At 42.2% G+C, this 16,360-nt stretch carries 13 protein-coding genes; 6 read left to right on the top strand and 7 right to left on the bottom strand.

What is annotated here, in order from left to right:
- Nucleotides 1-223 precede the first annotated feature (223 nt).
- Complete coding sequence (locus IPM71_13935) at nucleotides 224-2,350, bottom strand: RNA-binding transcriptional accessory protein (protein ID QQS50670.1); 2,127 nt, start codon at nucleotides 2,348-2,350, stop codon at nucleotides 224-226.
- A gap of 199 nt (nucleotides 2,351-2,549) precedes the next feature.
- On the opposite strand from IPM71_13935, the gene yaaA reads away from it, so the two are divergent.
- Entirely contained in the window at nucleotides 2,550-3,314 is a 765-nt protein-coding gene (yaaA, locus tag IPM71_13930; GenBank protein ID QQS50669.1) for a peroxide stress protein YaaA, read from the top strand.
- A 40-nt stretch (nucleotides 3,315-3,354) separates the two neighbouring features.
- Here yaaA and IPM71_13925 read toward each other — a convergent pair whose 3' ends face one another.
- Genes IPM71_13925 through IPM71_13910 form a run of 4 tightly spaced genes read right to left on the bottom strand, consistent with a single transcriptional unit; the run spans nucleotide 3,355 to nucleotide 7,704 of the window.
- Nucleotides 3,355-4,545, bottom strand: coding sequence for a class I SAM-dependent rRNA methyltransferase (locus tag IPM71_13925; GenBank protein QQS50668.1), 1,191 nt, complete (start codon nucleotides 4,543-4,545; stop codon nucleotides 3,355-3,357).
- A 3-nt stretch (nucleotides 4,546-4,548) separates the two neighbouring features.
- Nucleotides 4,549-5,133, bottom strand: coding sequence for a 3'-5' exonuclease domain-containing protein 2 (locus IPM71_13920; protein ID QQS50667.1), 585 nt, complete (start codon nucleotides 5,131-5,133; stop codon nucleotides 4,549-4,551).
- Nucleotides 5,123-5,746 (bottom strand): DUF5063 domain-containing protein, encoded by a 624-nt coding sequence (locus IPM71_13915; protein ID QQS50666.1) that lies wholly within the window; start codon nucleotides 5,744-5,746, stop codon nucleotides 5,123-5,125. Before IPM71_13915 ends, IPM71_13920 begins: the two co-directional genes overlap by 11 nt.
- A gap of 32 nt (nucleotides 5,747-5,778) precedes the next feature.
- Nucleotides 5,779-7,704 (bottom strand): RecQ family ATP-dependent DNA helicase, encoded by a 1,926-nt coding sequence (locus IPM71_13910; protein QQS50665.1) that lies wholly within the window; start codon nucleotides 7,702-7,704, stop codon nucleotides 5,779-5,781.
- A gap of 237 nt (nucleotides 7,705-7,941) precedes the next feature.
- Between IPM71_13910 and guaB the strand changes: the two genes are divergently transcribed.
- The 5 genes from guaB (at nucleotide 7,942) to IPM71_13885 (ending at nucleotide 15,231) form a co-directional block, all read left to right on the top strand.
- Nucleotides 7,942-9,411 carry an IMP dehydrogenase gene (gene guaB / locus IPM71_13905; GenBank protein ID QQS50664.1) on the top strand — a complete coding sequence of 490 codons (1,470 nt, stop codon included), beginning with the start codon at nucleotides 7,942-7,944 and terminating at the stop codon, nucleotides 9,409-9,411.
- Between the two features lie 128 nt (nucleotides 9,412-9,539).
- Nucleotides 9,540-11,516 (top strand): peptidylprolyl isomerase, encoded by a 1,977-nt coding sequence (locus tag IPM71_13900; protein ID QQS50663.1) that lies wholly within the window; start codon nucleotides 9,540-9,542, stop codon nucleotides 11,514-11,516.
- A gap of 4 nt (nucleotides 11,517-11,520) precedes the next feature.
- Entirely contained in the window at nucleotides 11,521-12,375 is an 855-nt protein-coding gene (locus IPM71_13895) for a hypothetical protein (GenBank protein QQS50662.1), read from the top strand.
- A complete protein-coding gene (locus IPM71_13890; GenBank protein ID QQS50661.1) occupies nucleotides 12,368-13,696 on the top strand; it encodes a peptidylprolyl isomerase in 1,329 nt (442 codons plus the stop codon). The genes IPM71_13895 and IPM71_13890 overlap by 8 nt, the downstream gene beginning before the upstream one ends.
- A 14-nt stretch (nucleotides 13,697-13,710) precedes the next feature.
- Nucleotides 13,711-15,231, top strand: a complete 1,521-nt coding sequence (locus IPM71_13885) for an organic solvent tolerance protein OstA (GenBank protein ID QQS50660.1) — start codon at nucleotides 13,711-13,713, stop codon at nucleotides 15,229-15,231.
- 33 nt (nucleotides 15,232-15,264) lie between these two features.
- Here the strand turns inward: IPM71_13885 and IPM71_13880 are convergent, their stop codons facing one another.
- Together IPM71_13880 and IPM71_13875 are read right to left on the bottom strand one after the other, a co-directional pair.
- Complete coding sequence (locus tag IPM71_13880) at nucleotides 15,265-15,486, bottom strand: DUF2795 domain-containing protein (GenBank protein QQS50659.1); 222 nt, start codon at nucleotides 15,484-15,486, stop codon at nucleotides 15,265-15,267.
- 48 nt (nucleotides 15,487-15,534) lie between these two features.
- Nucleotides 15,535-16,095 (bottom strand): cob(I)yrinic acid a,c-diamide adenosyltransferase, encoded by a 561-nt coding sequence (locus tag IPM71_13875; protein QQS50658.1) that lies wholly within the window; start codon nucleotides 16,093-16,095, stop codon nucleotides 15,535-15,537.
- Nucleotides 16,096-16,360 lie beyond the last annotated feature (265 nt).

Here is a 16,360-nt window from a genome sequence, read left to right as displayed (position 1 = left end):
TATCAATAATTGAATAACGATTAAAAGCACTTTTTAGGATATGACGGCTAACAAACTTATGCAATTTATAATTTTATACGGCACAGAAAAAAAATCTTTCCCAAATTGAATCTCATTTTTAGGCTAAAGTGATATATATCACCATAAACGAAATTATGCAGCCTTTTATGACTGCTAATTCCATGAATATAGAAATCGACTCAAAGTTCTGCTAACCTTATCTTTAGCTGATATCTTTCATACTTAGCTGAATGCGTTTGCGCCCTTTATCTACCTCCAGCACTTTTACCTTTACATGCTGGTGCAGGCTGACAGCCTCGTTCGGATCGGAGATAAAACGATTAGCCAATTGTGAAATATGCACCAGGCCATCTTGTTTTACACCTACATCGACAAAGGCTCCAAAATTGGTAATATTGGTAACTATACCAGGCAACACCATTCCTTCTTTCAAGTCGTCGATCGAATGTACTCCAGAATCAAACTCAAAAACCTTGATAGCCGAACGGGGATCGCGCCCAGGTTTAGCAAGCTCGGCCATAATGTCTTTAAGTGTAGGCATTCCTGTTTTATCGCTGAGGTATTTTGCAAGATCAATTTTTTTTCTGAGTTCTTCCGAAGCCACCAAGTCTGTTATTTTTGCACCAAGGTCTTTGGCCATCAGATCTACAATTCCATAACTCTCCGGATGCACCGCGCTGTTGTCGAGGGGATTTTTTGCTCCCCTTATGCGCAAAAATCCTGCAGCCTGTTCATAAGCCTTGGGGCCCAGGCGGGGAACTTTTTTAAGGTCGGTGCGCGATTGAAAAGGGCCATTCTCCTTTCTGTATTCCACAATGTTCTGCGCCAATTGAGGGCCCAAACCCGAAACATAGGTTAGCAAGTGTTTACTGGCTGTATTGAGTTCAACCCCTACCGCATTGACACAACTCTCCACTACCTGGTCGAGCGATTCTTTGAGTTTAACCTGATCCACATCGTGTTGGTACTGCCCCACTCCGATGGATTTGGGGTCAATTTTTACCAGTTCAGCGAGCGGATCCATTAACCGGCGTCCGATAGAAACAGCCCCGCGCACAGTAACATCGTAATCCGGAAATTCTTCGCGTGCTACCTTCGAGGCTGAATAAACCGATGCCCCCGCTTCGCTTACCATGTAAACGAGCATATCGGTTTTAAACCTGATCGATTTTACGAGCTCTTCGGTTTCGCGGCTGGCGGTACCATTTCCAATGGCTATGGCTTCAATTTTATACTGTTCCACCAGAGTCGAAAGCTTTTGCTGAGCTTTTCCCCACTCTTTTTGTGGTGCATGCGGAAAAATGGTGGTATTGTTTAAAAGGTTTCCCTGGCTGTCGATGCATACCAGTTTGCAACCACTTCGAAAACCCGGATCTATACCTAAAATTCTTTTTTCTCCAAGTGGCGAAGCCATAAGCAATTGCTTCAGGTTTTTGCTGAATACAAGTATAGCAGCCTCATCGGCCTTTTCCTTCGATAGTGACCGAAACTCGGTTTCGATAGAGGGGCCCAACAGCCGTTTATAGGAATCGCGAATAGCCATTCTTACATGCTCTGTCACATCGTAGTATCCTTTTACAAATATTTCATCGAGTATATCAATGGCCTTTTGCTCGTCAGGTTCGATGCTAAGTTTGAGAATCCCTTCCTCTTCACCCCGCCGCATGGCCAGAAGCCTGTGCGAAGGACATCGTTTAAGTGGCTCTGCAAACTCGAAATAGTCGCTGTATTTGGCCCCTTCCTCTTCTTTTCCTTTGCTTATTTTTGAAATAATAAGTGCATCCTGATCAAATATCCTGCGGATGGCATTACGTGCCCGGTTGTTTTCGTTAACCCATTCGGCAATAATATCGCGCGCACCCTGAAGGGCCTCCTCCACTGTTTCGACCTTATCGTTCAGGAAGCTTATGGCTTTAGAGTCTATGTCGGTCTCCTGCTGCTTCATTATAATTACAGCAAGCGGTTCAAGTCCCTTTTCGCGGGCAATGGAAGCTTTGGTTTTCTTTTTTTGTTTGTAGGGCAGGTAAAGATCTTCCAGCTCGGTAATTGTTTCTGCTTTTTCAATTCTTATGCGGAGTGTATCGTCCAATTTGCCTTGTTCCTCTATCGATTGAAGGATGGCAGCCCGGCGTTTTTCGAGTTCATGCAGTCTTTTCAATTCATCTTTTACAAAGGCAACCTTTTCTTCGTCCATACTGCCTGTCATTTCCTTGCGGTAACGGCTAATAAAAGGTATGGTGGCACCTTCTTCCAGTAAGCGGATGGTATTGGCTACATGTTGCTCATTCCAGCTGGCAGCCTTGGCTACTTTGGCTACAAAATTGCTCATAGTTGGTTCTCACTTTTTTTAAGGGCCTAAATGTAATAGAAATGGAATTATTATAGCTAGCACTTATAAAAAGAAAAACCTTCTTCTTTGTCCGGGCAATGTGGCATTAGACTTAAGATGCTAAACTATAGAATATAAAAGGTAAGTATGAACAAAAGCAGCTCAAAGATGTTTGATCAGCGGATAAACCTGATTGAGCATGATTACGATCTTATCGCCTGCCAAGAACCTAAATTTTAAAGGCGAAGCCCAAACTAAAAAATACAGTTTACCGGAATATAGCGCCAAATCGGCCGAACTGATTGCTGAGCTTAAAAAATATTCGCCGGGCAATTTGCGTGAATTGATGGATATCAGCGATGGCCTGGGTGAATTGAATTTTATTCGATTTCAGAACTGGAAACCCGAGCATTCTCCCGAGAATTGCCGTCAGGCCATATTGGCATTTAACGGGGAGGTTTACAATGGATTAAAAGCTTCGACCCTTTCTCAAGAGAACCTTCTTTTTGCCCAGGAACACATACGCATTTTATCGGGACTATATGGCATCTTACGCCCACTTGACCTTATTCAACCTTATCGGCTGGAGATGGGCACCAAACTTACCGTGCATACACACAAAAACCTCTATTCTTTCTGGAATGGTATTATTTCAAGTGCTTTGCATACAGAATTGGGCAAACACAAAGAACCCTACCTTGTGAACCTTGCCTCGAACGAATATTCGAAAGCTACCCTGCCCGAAGGTTTCGGCAAGTATTTGATAACTCCTGTGTTTAAAGAAAGTAAAAGCGACGAATACAAAGTAATTACGGTGTATGCGAAAAAAGCCCGTGGGTTAATGACTCGATTTATCATCGACAATGAAATAAACAAACCATCGGAACTAAAAGATTTCGACCTCGAGGGCTATGGGTTTAGCGCAAAACTCAGCACGGCCACCGAATGGGTTTTTACACGGTAAAACCTAAAAAACGAGAAGGCTAAAAAAATTACGGTTTCCCTTATTCTACGTAAAGAACCAATCCTTTCAGGTATTCCCCTTCAGGATGGTAAATACTTACCGGGTGATCCGCAGGTTGGGTGAGTTGATGTAGAATCCGAACATTTCTGCGGGCATTGGCTGCTGCAGCAAATACCGACTTGCGAAAATTTTCCTTGGTAACCACCTGTGAACAGGAAAAAGTAAACAAAATGCCACCTGGTTTTATCTGCTCCAATGCAACCTGGTTGAGGCGTTTATAACCCTGAAGTGCATTGTTCAAAGCATTAAGCCGTTTGGCAAAAGCAGGCGGATCGAGCACAATAAGGTCGTATTGGTCTTTTGACCCATCGAGGTATTTAAAGGCATCTGCAGCAAATGCTTCATGAGCCCCATTAGTAAAGTTAAGGTCAACATTTTTATTGACCAGCTCAATTGCCTTGGCAGAACTATCGACAGAGTGCACCAATTGTGCTCCTCCCCTGAGCGCATACACCGAAAATCCTCCTGTATAACAAAACATATTGAGCACGGCCCTGTCCCTGGCATAATGTTGTAAAAGCAGTCGGTTATCGCGCTGATCGATAAAGAAACCTGTTTTCTGGCCGAGGGTCCAATCAATTTCGAAGTTTAGCCCGTTTTCTTTCACTACACAATTTTCAGAATCACCTTCAAGGTGCGTGTTGATTCCGGCAACAGGGCCTTTAAACGGCATGGTCGACTCGCTTTTATCATAAATTGTCTTCAGATCCTCGCCATATATTTCCTTGATAATCTGCACCAACCAATCGCGTAAACGATAAATGCCCACCGAATGGATTTGCATGACCACATGCCCGTCATAATAATCGATTATGAGGCCTGGAATACCGTCGCCTTCGGCATGTATAAGCCTGTAAACATTGGTGAGCGGTGAGTTCACCAGTGCGAGTTGCGACCTCAACATGTAGGCACTTAGTATTTTGTTGTACCAGAAATTGTAGTCGGGCACAATATCGTCAAAAGTAAACAAGCGCACGGCGATAGAACCTATCTGGTAATGGCCTAGGGCCAGAAACTCCTTGTTGTTATCATACACTTCTACCAAATCGCCCTCCTCAGGTTTACCGATTATGGTTTTAATGGCTCCTGAGAAAATCCAGGGGTGATACCTTCTAACCGACTGGTCCTTTCCCGATTTGAGCTCTATCTTAAACTGGCTCGTATCTGCCATGGGTTATTGTATTAGTGTTTTGTATATCTCGTGGCATACCCAGGCATCGGTGGTGGCATATTCGATTTGGGCCGGGCTCAGAATATCGGATTCCCAATTCGAAGTTTGTTGCCGCTTGCTGATGCTAAAACCCAGGATATTGGCCGAGAGTTTTTTCAGGCTGTTGTCTTCGATACCAAATCCCTTTACAAATTGCTGCAATTCAACAAAGCCAGCAGGTTTAAAATCGTGTATCTTTCTCAGGGTGGCAATATCATCATGAATAGCTACGCCTGCTTTAATGATAGAATCATTGGCCAATATCCTGACCAATTGCTTAGGAAGGCCGATTTTGTTGATACGAAAAAGGTAAGCCTCCTTGCTTGAGCAAAACTGCAACAACGAAACCTGGTGCACCTGCCCTTTCTTAAAAGAGGGTTTGGTTTCGGTATCGAATCCAAGCATTTTTTCCTGTTCAAGCCTGTCAATTACCTGATCAAATTTCTCAAGGCTATCGATGTAGTAGGTTAATCCGGTAAACTTGCCAATGGGCAAGCCAGCAATATCTTCGTTGCTTATTGCCGGTTTAAATGAAAACTCATTCCTCATCCGTATAATTTTCTTGCATGCGCGATATCAACCAATTTTTGGTATCGACATTGTTGTAATTAAAGTCCTTTGGGGCAGAGTTGGATGTTGTTTCTTTATCCAGCTCAACGATGCTGTATCGAAGGTAATGCAATGCCCTCAGCACATTTACTGTGCGTTGACCCCAATAAGCTCCAAAATTCTGCCGGCATTCCCAGATCGCATTGAGCATAATCTCTTCGCTGGCCTGTTGAAATTGCATGATAAAGTCCTTCATATCCTGGTAGATATCAGTAAGGCTTTCGGCAAGGCTCAACTGAGCCAGTTCATCATTTTCCTGCCGAAGCGGATCAAATACCTCGAAATAAGTATTGTGGTCTGCGAATTTTTCAAGAAGCAGGTCGTGGATTTGGTTGTAATCGGCTTCTGTTACAAATTTTTCGTTAAACTCTTCATAGCTGTTTTCTACTTCAGGCAAGAGTGTTCCCTTCAGGTATAACAGAGGCAGCAAGCGGTGTGCTGTTTCAACAAGGTTGGCAAGTGATTGCGCAGGAGTATTCTCGATAAATTTGCAGAATTCGTTGGCAACAGTAACAAATTCGATGGTGTTTTTTGAATAGACCAGACTGTTCAATACGTTCTGTTTTTTTGCAAAGTTAAAAGTATTTAGGCAGAAGCTTCATTGCTCTTCTGAAAAATCGATATTTTACCCAGTTCGTTGTATCTCAGCAAGTCATCTTCGAGCATGAGCCTTAAAACTACCGATAAGTTGGTACGATCTTCAGGAACCTGACTATAAAGCTCATCGGGCAATAGGGCACCTGCTTGCAAAGCGTTTATCACTTTTTGGGCAATGGCTTCTTTTACTTCGGCGCTCAATACACGGTTTTTGTTTCGGCAATAGTCGCACTGACCGCATTCTTCAGCATCAGTTTGTCCGAAATAGCCAAGCAGCAGTTTATTTCGACAGGTATCGACTGCATAAGCGTAGTGCAAAACGGCAGAGAGCCTCTTCTCATAGCGCTCTTTGCGAAGCAGATAGTTCTCGGCCGAAATAAAAACCGATTTTTCGGGCAGACGTTCCTCCAGAAATACAATTAATGCGGTGCGCTTACCTGGTATGTAATGGATAATATTCATTTTCGACAAGCGTACAAAGAATTCATAAACCATCTGGCGGGTAAGTCCGGCCCTTTTGGCAAGCAATTCTTCGTTCACAGGCACATAGTCTGAAAAAAGTCCGGTATAGGAACGAAGCACCAGTTTAATAAAAGCATCGAATTGCGAATTCTTCACCTGAAAATTATACAAATCATCGCGGTGAATAGAGAAATAGATGCGTGATGAATTTTGCATTTCACCAGTAAGCTCAATATATCCCTGTTGTTCTAATAGTTTCAAGGCATTAAAGGCCTGTATAGGATTAAACTTATAGGCAATTACAAAGCTGTGCAAATCAAAGTCGAAAGCAATTCCCTTTGCCCCACCAATAGGTACTTTCAGGTAATTGCACAGAGCCTGGTACACATTCTTTATGAAGCTCATTTCCGGAAAACTATCGGCAAGACGTTTTTTTATCTGCGCTTTGTCGTTGCTTCCTGCCAGAAGAACTGCAAAGGATTTTTTGCCATCGCGCCCTGCCCTGCCGGCTTCCTGGTAATATTCCTCGGGCGAATCGGGCAGATCGACATGCACTACAAAGCGCACATCGGGTTTATCTATACCCATGCCAAAGGCATTGGTAGCCACTATCACGCGACTTGCACCTTGCATCCAGGTTTGCTGCTTTTGAAGCCTGGTTTCGTATTTTAAGCCTGCATGAAAATAGTCCGACACAATTCCTTCGCGACGCAAATGATCTGCAATTTCTTTCGTTTTTTTCCTGCTTCGTACATACACAATACCCGAACCCTGAATTGAATTCACTACGTTTAAAAGGTCCGCAATTTTGCTCTCAGTTTGCCGCACATAAAATACCAGATTCGGTCGCGAAAAGTCGGATTGAATTACATTCTTCTCCCGGAACCGTAGTTTAAGCTGAATATCCTCTACCACTTCAGGTGTGGCGCTGGCGGTAAGTGCCAGCACAGGAACCTGTCCGGTATATTCGCGAATGCCTGCAATGGTAAGATAAGAGGGTCTGAAATCATATCCCCATTGCGAAATGCAATGTGCCTCATCGACTGCAACAAAACTCACTTTCATATGCTGCAAGCGAGAGCGGAAATTCTCGTTTGCAAGCCGCTCGGGAGAAAGGTATAGAATTTTGTATGCCCCGTACATGGCATTATCGGTCATTACCTTCATTTCGTGCGAGGAAAGTCCGGAATGAATAGCCGCAGCTTTGATTTGAAGATCCCGAAGCCTTGTAACCTGGTCGTTCATCAGGGCAATTAAAGGTGTGATAACAAGGCAGGTGCCTTCAAGCACCAAAGCCGGAACCTGAAAGGTAATGGACTTGCCACCACCGGTAGGCATGAGCACAAGTGTATCTTTCCCGGCTGCAACCGACTCGATTACAGTACGCTGAAGAGGTCTGAAATCGCTATACCCCCAGTATTGTTGCAAGATCTTGGTGTATTGGTCATTCATGCCTTGTGCCAGCTGTTAAAAAGTTTAAAAACGTACTTTGTTGCGGGGATAGTATCTTTCTTTTTTGTATTTTCGCACCATTTAACCCGAAAAATAGGCAATCTGAAGGTTTTACACCCTGTTTCAGACGGCAGGGTTAAGCCGGTAACTGAATAGCCTGAATAAATCAAAAAAAGTGCTGCATTTAAAAGCATTTTTTAATGTGTTGAAAATAACAAATAAAAAACAAATACCGCCATGTCATTTATTTCTGAAAAAATTATCTCCGAAGGCTTAACTTTCGACGATGTGTTGCTAGTTCCAGCCTATTCAGAGGTAATTCCACGCAATGTTGAATTGGTTACAAATTTCAGTCGCAACATTCAATTGAATGCACCCATTGTTTCGGCAGCCATGGATACTGTAACAGAATCGAAAATGGCAATTGCGGTGGCTCGTGAAGGTGGAATTGGTGTAATACACAAAAATATGCCCATCGAAGAGCAGGCAAAACAGGTGAAACAAGTGAAAAGGGCTGAAAATGGAATGATATGCGACCCTGTGACCATTTTTAGAGACCAAAAAGTATCTGATGCCTTAATGTTGATGAAAGAGTTTAAAATCGGAGGAATACCGGTGATTGACAAGGAGCAGAAACTTATTGGAATTGTGACCAACCGCGATTTAAGGTTCGAACTGAACCACTCCAGGCCCATTTCAGAAATAATGACCAGCAAAAACATTATCACAGCCAGACCAGAAACCAACCTCGAACAAGCTGCTGCCATCCTGCAACAGCACAAAATAGAAAAACTACCCGTGGTGGACGATACCAATTTGCTTGTAGGCCTGATTACCTATAAAGACATTACCAAAGCCAAAGACCGTCCCAACGCTTGTAAGGATAAAAAAGGACAATTGCGCGTGGCAGCAGCCATTGGCACCACTAACGATACCCTCATCCGTGCCGAAGCCCTGGTAAAAGCAGGGGTAGACGCCCTGGTTATCGATACGGCACATGGACACTCTTCGGGAGTGATTGAAGTTTTAAAAGAAGTGAAAGCAAAATTTCCGGGCATTGAGGTTATTGTAGGCAATATTGCTACTGCCGATGCAGCCATGGCCCTTGTAAAAGCCGGAGCCGACGGAGTAAAGGTAGGTATTGGACCCGGATCGATTTGTACTACCCGTGTTATTGCAGGGGTGGGCGTTCCTCAACTATCGGCGATTTTCGATGTGGCACATGCCTTAAAAGGAAGTGGTGTTCCTGTTATTGCCGATGGCGGCATACGTTATTCGGGCGACATAGTAAAAGCCATTGCAGCCGGAGCAAGCTGCATCATGGCAGGTTCGCTTTTTGCCGGAGTAGAAGAATCTCCAGGTGAAACTATTATTTACAATGGAAGAAAATACAAATCATATCGTGGCATGGGTTCTGTTGAAGCCATGCAACAGGGCTCAGGCGACAGGTATTTTCAGGATCCCGAAGCGGAAGTGACCAAACTGGTTCCTGAAGGCATTGTGGCCCGCGTGCCTTACAAAGGAACCCTTACCGAGGTTATCTTCCAGATGCTTGGTGGCCTGAGAGCAGGCATGGGATACTGTGGAGCAAAAAATATAGAGAAACTGCACGATGCAAGGTTTGTACGCATTACCAACTCGGGTATCAACGAAAGCCATCCGCATGATGTGGATATCACGCGCGAAGCACCCAACTACAGCAGGTAATAAACACCATGTAATGCGCGTTACTTCAAGCGAATGAGTTTTTTATACAAAAGGTAGATTTATTAAATAATCTGAAAGAAACTATTTAAACAAAAAATAAAGGATAATTAATAACCAACACCCAAGCCATGATGAGAGTATTTGTTTCAATCGCCTTCACAATTCTTTTTTGTACACCTGTATTTTTAAAGGCTCAAACCGACACTCTGCTTAGTATTTCAGGAAAACCATTTTCGTCGGATGAATTTTTAAGGGTTTACAACAAAAACATCGACATTACTCCCGAAGCAGATAAAAAAGACCTTGACGAATACCTCGACCTTTTTATAAATTATAAGTTGAAGGTAATTGAGGCACAGGCCAAAGGATACGATACCCTACCTAGTTTTATAAGTGAGTTTGATGGTTATCGTCGGCAACTTGCCCAACCTTACCTGGAGAATAAAAGCTACCAGGAAAAATTAATCCAGGAGGCTTTTGAACGTTCGCTCATTGAAATTGACGCTTCGCATATTTTAATAAAGTGCGATGAATTTGCTTCTCCAAAAGACACACTGAAAGCTTATGAAAAAATTGCAGCAATAAGGGCCAGAGTTTTGGGTGGCGAGCCTTTCGACCAAATTGCTTCTGCAGTATCAGACGATCCCTCGGCGGCCGAAAACAAAGGTCATCTTGGTTATTTTACAGTATTCCGCATGGTTTATCCATTCGAAACGGCTGCTTACAACACCCCGGCAGGACAAGTATCTGCCATTGCACGCACCAGTTTCGGATACCATCTTATTAAGGTCCATAACCGCCGCAACAGCAGGGGCAGTGTGAAAGTTGCCCACATCATGACCCGCATTCCTGAGGGCGCATCTGAACCAGAAAAGATGGCATCTAAAGAAAAGATTGAACGTGCCTATCAGGATTTACAAAACGGAAAACCCTGGAATGATGCCGTGAAGGAATACTCTGAAAATCCCCGATCCATCGATCGCAATGGCGAGATTGGATGGTTGCGTACCGGCCAGGCCCCGGACGAATTTCTGGATCCCTGCTTTAAGCTAAACAACGGAGAATACACCAGGCCCATCGAAACAAAAGGCGGATATCACATCGGTTACGTGCTCGCCAAATACCCAATGGAAACCTTTGAAGAATCTGAAGAAAGAATTACTAAACAGGTTGAACGCGATAACATCCGTAAAGCTACCCTTAAACAACAACAATTTTCGGAGCTTAAAAATCAATATCCTGTTACTATTTATGCGGAGAATAAAGCAGAAATATTAAGCCTGATGGATAGCTCTTTTTATCAGAAAAATTGGGATGCCACCAAAGCATCAGGTTTAACTAAAGAAATCCTGCATATTGGCGATTCAAGCTATTCGCAATACGATTTTGCCTTATACATTGGAGGCCGTAAAGCGCGAGTCAACAAAAATCAATCTTTTGAAACCAACCTTCGGATTAATTTAGAGGAATATGCCGATGCCAAATTATACGATTATGCCATGGCCAATCTCCAGCATATAAACGTGGAGTATAAAAACCTGCTGGAAGAATACCACGACGGTATCCTGCTATTTAATATTACCAACGATATGGTATGGGACCGCGCTCAAACCGATACAAGCGGTCTGGAAGCCTTCTACCAGCAAGCCAATAAATATAAATGGAATGAGCGTATTGGTGTTAATATTTACACCTACACCGACAGCAGTTTCACCGCTGCCTTACCGGCATTGCTTAAGAAGCAGCAAAAGAAAGGCGACCTGGGAATAGACTACCTGCAAACTAACCTGTGTGGCTCGGACACCATTGCTTGTATCACCCTTGAAAAAAAGATTTATGAGAAAGGTATCGATGCCATGGCCGACAAGCTTACATGGAAAAAATCCACTTATTTGGTCGAAAAAGATCAGGCTTTGAACTACTTTTTTTATGTTGCTGAAATATGGCCTGTAGCAGATAAAAAGTTAGACGAGGCTAAAGGGCTTTATATCTCCGATTACCAAAATTACCTCGAAAATGAATGGATGAAGGAATTGAGAAATAAAAACCAAATAGAAATCAACACAGCCTTGTTCGAAAAACTTAAAGCAGAAGCAAACAAATAGAGCCATGAAAAGACTACTTTACCTGCTGATTTTTGTTTTTACCCTTTTCGGTTGTTCACGTAAATCGGCCGATAAGAATGAAATTCCCGTAGCCAGAGTTTATGATAAATACCTTTATGTTTCGGACCTGAAATCATTGATACCGGAAAATCTGGCTGAGGCTGATAGCATTGCTTTGTCGCAAAACATAGTTGCACAATGGGTTAAAAAACAATTGATTCTGGCGCAAGCCAACAGCAAACTGTCCGAAGCCGATAAAAATGTCGAAAAACAACTGGATGATTACCTTACCTCGCTGCTCATTTTCCGTTACGAGCAAAAACTAATCCAACAGAGACTGGATACCAACATCACACAAGCAGCCATTGAGGCTTATTACAAAGAAAATGCCTCTAACAACATTTTAAACGAAAACCTGGCCAAAGGCATTTACCTTAAAATACCAATCAGTGCACCAGATATAAGAAATGTGCGGCAATGGTACCGCTCCGATAATCCGGAGCATATAAAAAATCTTGAGGCCTACTGCTACCAATTTGCAACAGAGGTAGAATATTTCGAAGATCAATGGGTCAGGTTCGATTCTTACCTGAATAAGCTACCACCTCTCTATAACAAGCCAAAAAGCATACTACAAACACAAAAGAACATCGAAGTTGCGGATACTGGCTATTATTATTTTTTACGCATTGTCGATTATCGGTTGGAAGGTACAGTAGCTCCGCTGGAATATGTGCAGGAGAACATAAAAAATATACTGTTGAACAAACGTAAAATACAGTTTATACAACAGCTCGAGGCAGACATCTACAACGATGCCCTGAACAAGGGAAATTTCAATATATATCAAAATGAATAAAATAAAATTCACACTCTCTTTATTAATTCTTGCCATTGGCTTGCAACTCTCGGCCCAGGCTTACATTGTCGATAAAGTTGTAGGTGTAGTAGGTAAATCAGCCATTCTCTATTCCGATGTAGAAGAACAATATCTTCAATTAATGGCACAGCGTGAAAAACCTGAGAAATGTATGATCTTTGAAGATTTGCTTGCGCAAAAATTAATGGTGAACCAGGCAGAAAAAGATAGCGTCGAAGTATCGTTTGGCGAAGTAGAAATGGAACTTGAACAGCGAATCAGCTATTTTATTCAACAAATTGGCTCTGAAGATAAACTGGTTGCATATTTTGGAAAGTCTATACTCGAAATAAAAGACGACATGCGCGAACCCATTCGCGAACAATTGCTCATGCAACGCATGCAATCGGAAATAGTAAAGGATATCACCATCACACCAAACGAGGTAAAAACCTTTTACAACAAGCTTAACAAAGACAGTTTACCCTATATCGATTCTCAGGTAGAACTAAGTCAGATATTAATCTACCCCGAGTCGGACCAGGATGCGGTTTTTACTGTGAGGGAAAAACTTCTTGGCCTGAGAGAAAGAGTATTAAATGGTGAAAGCTTTGCCACCATGGCTATTCTTTATTCCGATTGCCCTTCGGCTCCAAACGGTGGCGACATTGGCTGGGCCAATAAGGCCGACCTCGACCCTGCTTATGCCAAGGCTGCAATGGCATTAAAAAAAGACCAGGTATCGAAAATTGTCGAAAGCAGTTTTGGATACCACATCATTCAGCTGATAGATAAAACTGATGACCGTGTCAGAACCAGGCATATTCTCATGAAGCCTAAAATTTCGCCTTTGGCCAAACAAAAAGCAATCAGTCAGCTCGATAGCATAGCAAGACTGATAAGACAGGATAGCCTGAAATTTGAAATTGCTGCCCGACTATTTTCTCAAGATGACGAAACAAGAGTGAGTGGCGGAATGAAGGTAAACCCATCAACCTTAAGCACACAGTTTTTGGTAACCGACTTTGAAACCTCCGAATATTATGTCATCAGAAACCTTCAGGTTGGCGAAATATCTAAACCCTACGAAGCTACGGACGAGAAAGGAAGAACAGTGTACAAGATCGTTAAATTAAAATCGCGCACCGAACCGCATGTAGCCAACTTAAAGCTGGACTACGATTTGTTGCAAAACATGGCTTTGCAGGAAAAGCAGATAAATAGCGTAGATGAATGGATTAAAGCGAAAGCCAAAGATATTTATATACGCCTTGAGCCGCCCTATAGTAACTGCCAGTTCAGACTAGATGTTTGGAAATAAGTGAACCGAAAAGCATGTATAAATCTTTAAAAATCCTCATACTTCTTATTCTGTGCAGCCTGCCTGCCGTGCTACAAGCACAAAAAAAAGAAGCCCGTATCCAATACCGGGCCGATGTGGTAGAAGTGGATAAAAACATTGGAAAGGGGGCGCAAAGGCTGCTCAACAATGTAGAATTTATTCATGCCGGAGCAAAAATGTATTGCGACAGTGCCTATTTCTATTCTAAACAAAACACGTTCGATGCCTATCAAAACATTTTTATCAATCAGGGCGATACTGTTTTGCTCTATGGCGATTTTCTGCATTACGATGGAAACACGAAAAAAGCCACGATCACCGGCCGGGAAGTAAAACTCATCAACAAGAAAACTACGCTTTTAACCGATAAATTAGAATACGAACTCAATACAGGCGTTGCCTTTTACAAGGAAAATGGGCATACTGTAAGCGAAGAAAATACCCTGGAGAGCATCGAGGGATATTATTACACGCGTAAAAAAACTTTTGTATTCTACGATAGTGTGGTAATTGTTAACCCTGATTACACCCTTTATTCAGATACAGTTGAATACAACACCGAAACAGGAGTTGCCAGGTTTCAGGGGCCAACCAACATTATTGGTGACAGCAGCCATGTGTATGCCGAAAAGGGATGGTACGACTCGAAACTTAAACTTACCGAATTAAAAAAAAATGCCTGGGCACGTAATAAAAAACAAACCATTTATGGCGATTACATTTATTACAATCAAATCTCAGGTGAAGGTACAGCCAAACAGAATGTAAAAATTGTGGAAGAAGAAAAAAGCATTCTTCTTCTGGGAAACAATGCCCGTTACAATGAGAATACCGGTTATGCGTTTATAACCGACAGGTCTGAATTTGTGCAATTTACCAGCGAGGGCGATTCCTTGTTCCTGCATGCCGATACATTAATTTCCTACCCCGATAGCAGCGACAATCGTATTGTTTTTGCCTATTATAAGGTAAAATTCTATCGCGAAAATGTGCAGGGAAAATGCGATTCGCTTGTCTATACCTTTTCTGACTCGACTATAAGAATGTATTACCTTCCCGTTCTTTGGACAGGCAAGAATCAAGTATCGGCCGATAGGATTGATATTGTAACCAAGAATCAAAAGGTAGACAAGATGTACCTTTATCAATCGTCATTTATCACAAGCCAGGAAGACTCTCTTTACTTCAACCAGATAAAAGGGAAAAACATGGTGTGTCATTTTAACGATAACCAGTTGGATTTGATAGATGTGCTTGGAAATGGTCAAACGGTGTATTTTCCAAAAGACGAAGATGAGATAGTTGGTGTGAACCTGAGCGAATGTTCCAACATAAAGATCATGCTTACAGATGGAGAAGTTTCACGAATCAATTTTTATGTGAAGCCAATCGGAGGAATGTACCCCCTTGAACAAGCCCCTGAAAACAAACTAAGGCTGAAGGGTTTCAATTGGTTATCTGATCAGAGGCCCCAATCGCGCAGAGATATCTTTAAAACCTCTATGGATAATTAAAAAAAAAACGGGCAATCGCTGCCCGTTTCTGTTTTAATATTCGTCTTCATTAAAAAAGAAGTCATCTTTGCTGGGATAATCGGGCCATATATCCTCAATGCTTTCGTAAATCTCACCTTCATCTTCTATCTCCTGGAGGTTCTCAATTACTTCAAGCGGTGCACCCGATCGAATTGCAAAATCAATCAATTCATCTTTGCTGGCTGGCCAAGGTGCATCCTCTAATTTTGACGCTAATTCAAGAGTCCAATACATAATTTATGAGATTTTAAGGTATTCTTTAAAAAGTTGCAAATATAAAAATTAATATCTGTTATCCAACTTTGGTATCCATTTAATCTCGTCGACAGAAAAAAACACGCCTAACCAGCGCGAAAGCACAAACAAATAGTCTGATAAACGATTGAAATACACCGCGATAACCTCAGGCAAAGATTCTTGCTCCATCACATCGTAAATACGACGTTCTGTTCTTCGACATACCGTTCGGCTCACATGACATAGAGAAACAGCCGGATGCCCACCGGGTAAAATGAAGGAGTTTAATGGCGGCAGTTCATTTTCAAGTTTATCTATTTCGTTTTCAAGCTTTAGTATGCTTTTCTGGCTAAGCATGGGTAATTTGTCGAGCAAATCATCGCTTCCTGCTGCCAGAACAGACGAAGCAACCATAAGATCGTCGAGTAGGCCCAACAAAAAATCAGCAGTAGCCTTATGCTGCACAGAGTCACGTAAATAGGCCAGATGCGCAATCAATTCGTCGGCAGTACCATAGGCTTCAATGCGCACATGATTTTTTTCTACCCTTCTTCCGCCTACCAGCGCTGTAGTGCCCTTATCGCCTGTTTTAGTATATATTTTCATTCGTAAATAATTTCTTATTAAGGTCGGATGGAACTCGCATGATGAAAATTCATCCTTGTTTGTGTTTTACGAATCATGCTCTTTTCGTGCAAATATTTTTTTATTTGATAAACTCTTTGAATTCCCAATATCATGTAAATGCCAATGCATCGAATATCAGATTCACTAAAAAACAAACCACTGCTTTAAAAAATTGTTTGATTACACAGCAAAAAAAATTAAAAACACTTTTAACACTAACGTAATATTTTCAACTTTGACAAAA

The sequence above is a fragment of the Bacteroidota bacterium genome, assembly GCA_016699695.1.
Lineage (GTDB): Bacteria > Bacteroidota > Bacteroidia > Bacteroidales > UBA10428 > UBA10428.
The sequence above is the reverse complement of the archived record's forward strand: the minus strand, read 5'-3'. Positions and strand labels throughout refer to the sequence as shown.

What these genes read in the sequence shown, in the direction of transcription:
- IPM71_13885 (QQS50660.1), top strand. Translation starts at nt 13,711, where the DNA reads ATGTATAAATCTTTAAAAATCCTCATACTTCTTATTCTGTGCAGCCTG.
- IPM71_13935 (QQS50670.1), bottom strand. Translation starts at nt 2,350, where the DNA reads ATGAGCAATTTTGTAGCCAAAGTAGCCAAGGCTGCCAGCTGGAATGAG.
- IPM71_13920 (QQS50667.1), bottom strand. Translation starts at nt 5,133, where the DNA reads ATGAGGAATGAGTTTTCATTTAAACCGGCAATAAGCAACGAAGATATT.
- guaB (QQS50664.1), top strand. Translation starts at nt 7,942, where the DNA reads ATGTCATTTATTTCTGAAAAAATTATCTCCGAAGGCTTAACTTTCGAC.
- IPM71_13925 (QQS50668.1), bottom strand. Translation starts at nt 4,545, where the DNA reads ATGGCAGATACGAGCCAGTTTAAGATAGAGCTCAAATCGGGAAAGGAC.
- IPM71_13875 (QQS50658.1), bottom strand. Translation starts at nt 16,095, where the DNA reads ATGAAAATATATACTAAAACAGGCGATAAGGGCACTACAGCGCTGGTA.
- IPM71_13895 (QQS50662.1), top strand. Translation starts at nt 11,521, where the DNA reads ATGAAAAGACTACTTTACCTGCTGATTTTTGTTTTTACCCTTTTCGGT.
- IPM71_13880 (QQS50659.1), bottom strand. Translation starts at nt 15,486, where the DNA reads ATGTATTGGACTCTTGAATTAGCGTCAAAATTAGAGGATGCACCTTGG.
- IPM71_13910 (QQS50665.1), bottom strand. Translation starts at nt 7,704, where the DNA reads ATGAATGACCAATACACCAAGATCTTGCAACAATACTGGGGGTATAGC.
- yaaA (QQS50669.1), top strand. Translation starts at nt 2,550, where the DNA reads ATGATTACGATCTTATCGCCTGCCAAGAACCTAAATTTTAAAGGCGAA.
- IPM71_13900 (QQS50663.1), top strand. Translation starts at nt 9,540, where the DNA reads ATGATGAGAGTATTTGTTTCAATCGCCTTCACAATTCTTTTTTGTACA.
- IPM71_13890 (QQS50661.1), top strand. Translation starts at nt 12,368, where the DNA reads ATGAATAAAATAAAATTCACACTCTCTTTATTAATTCTTGCCATTGGC.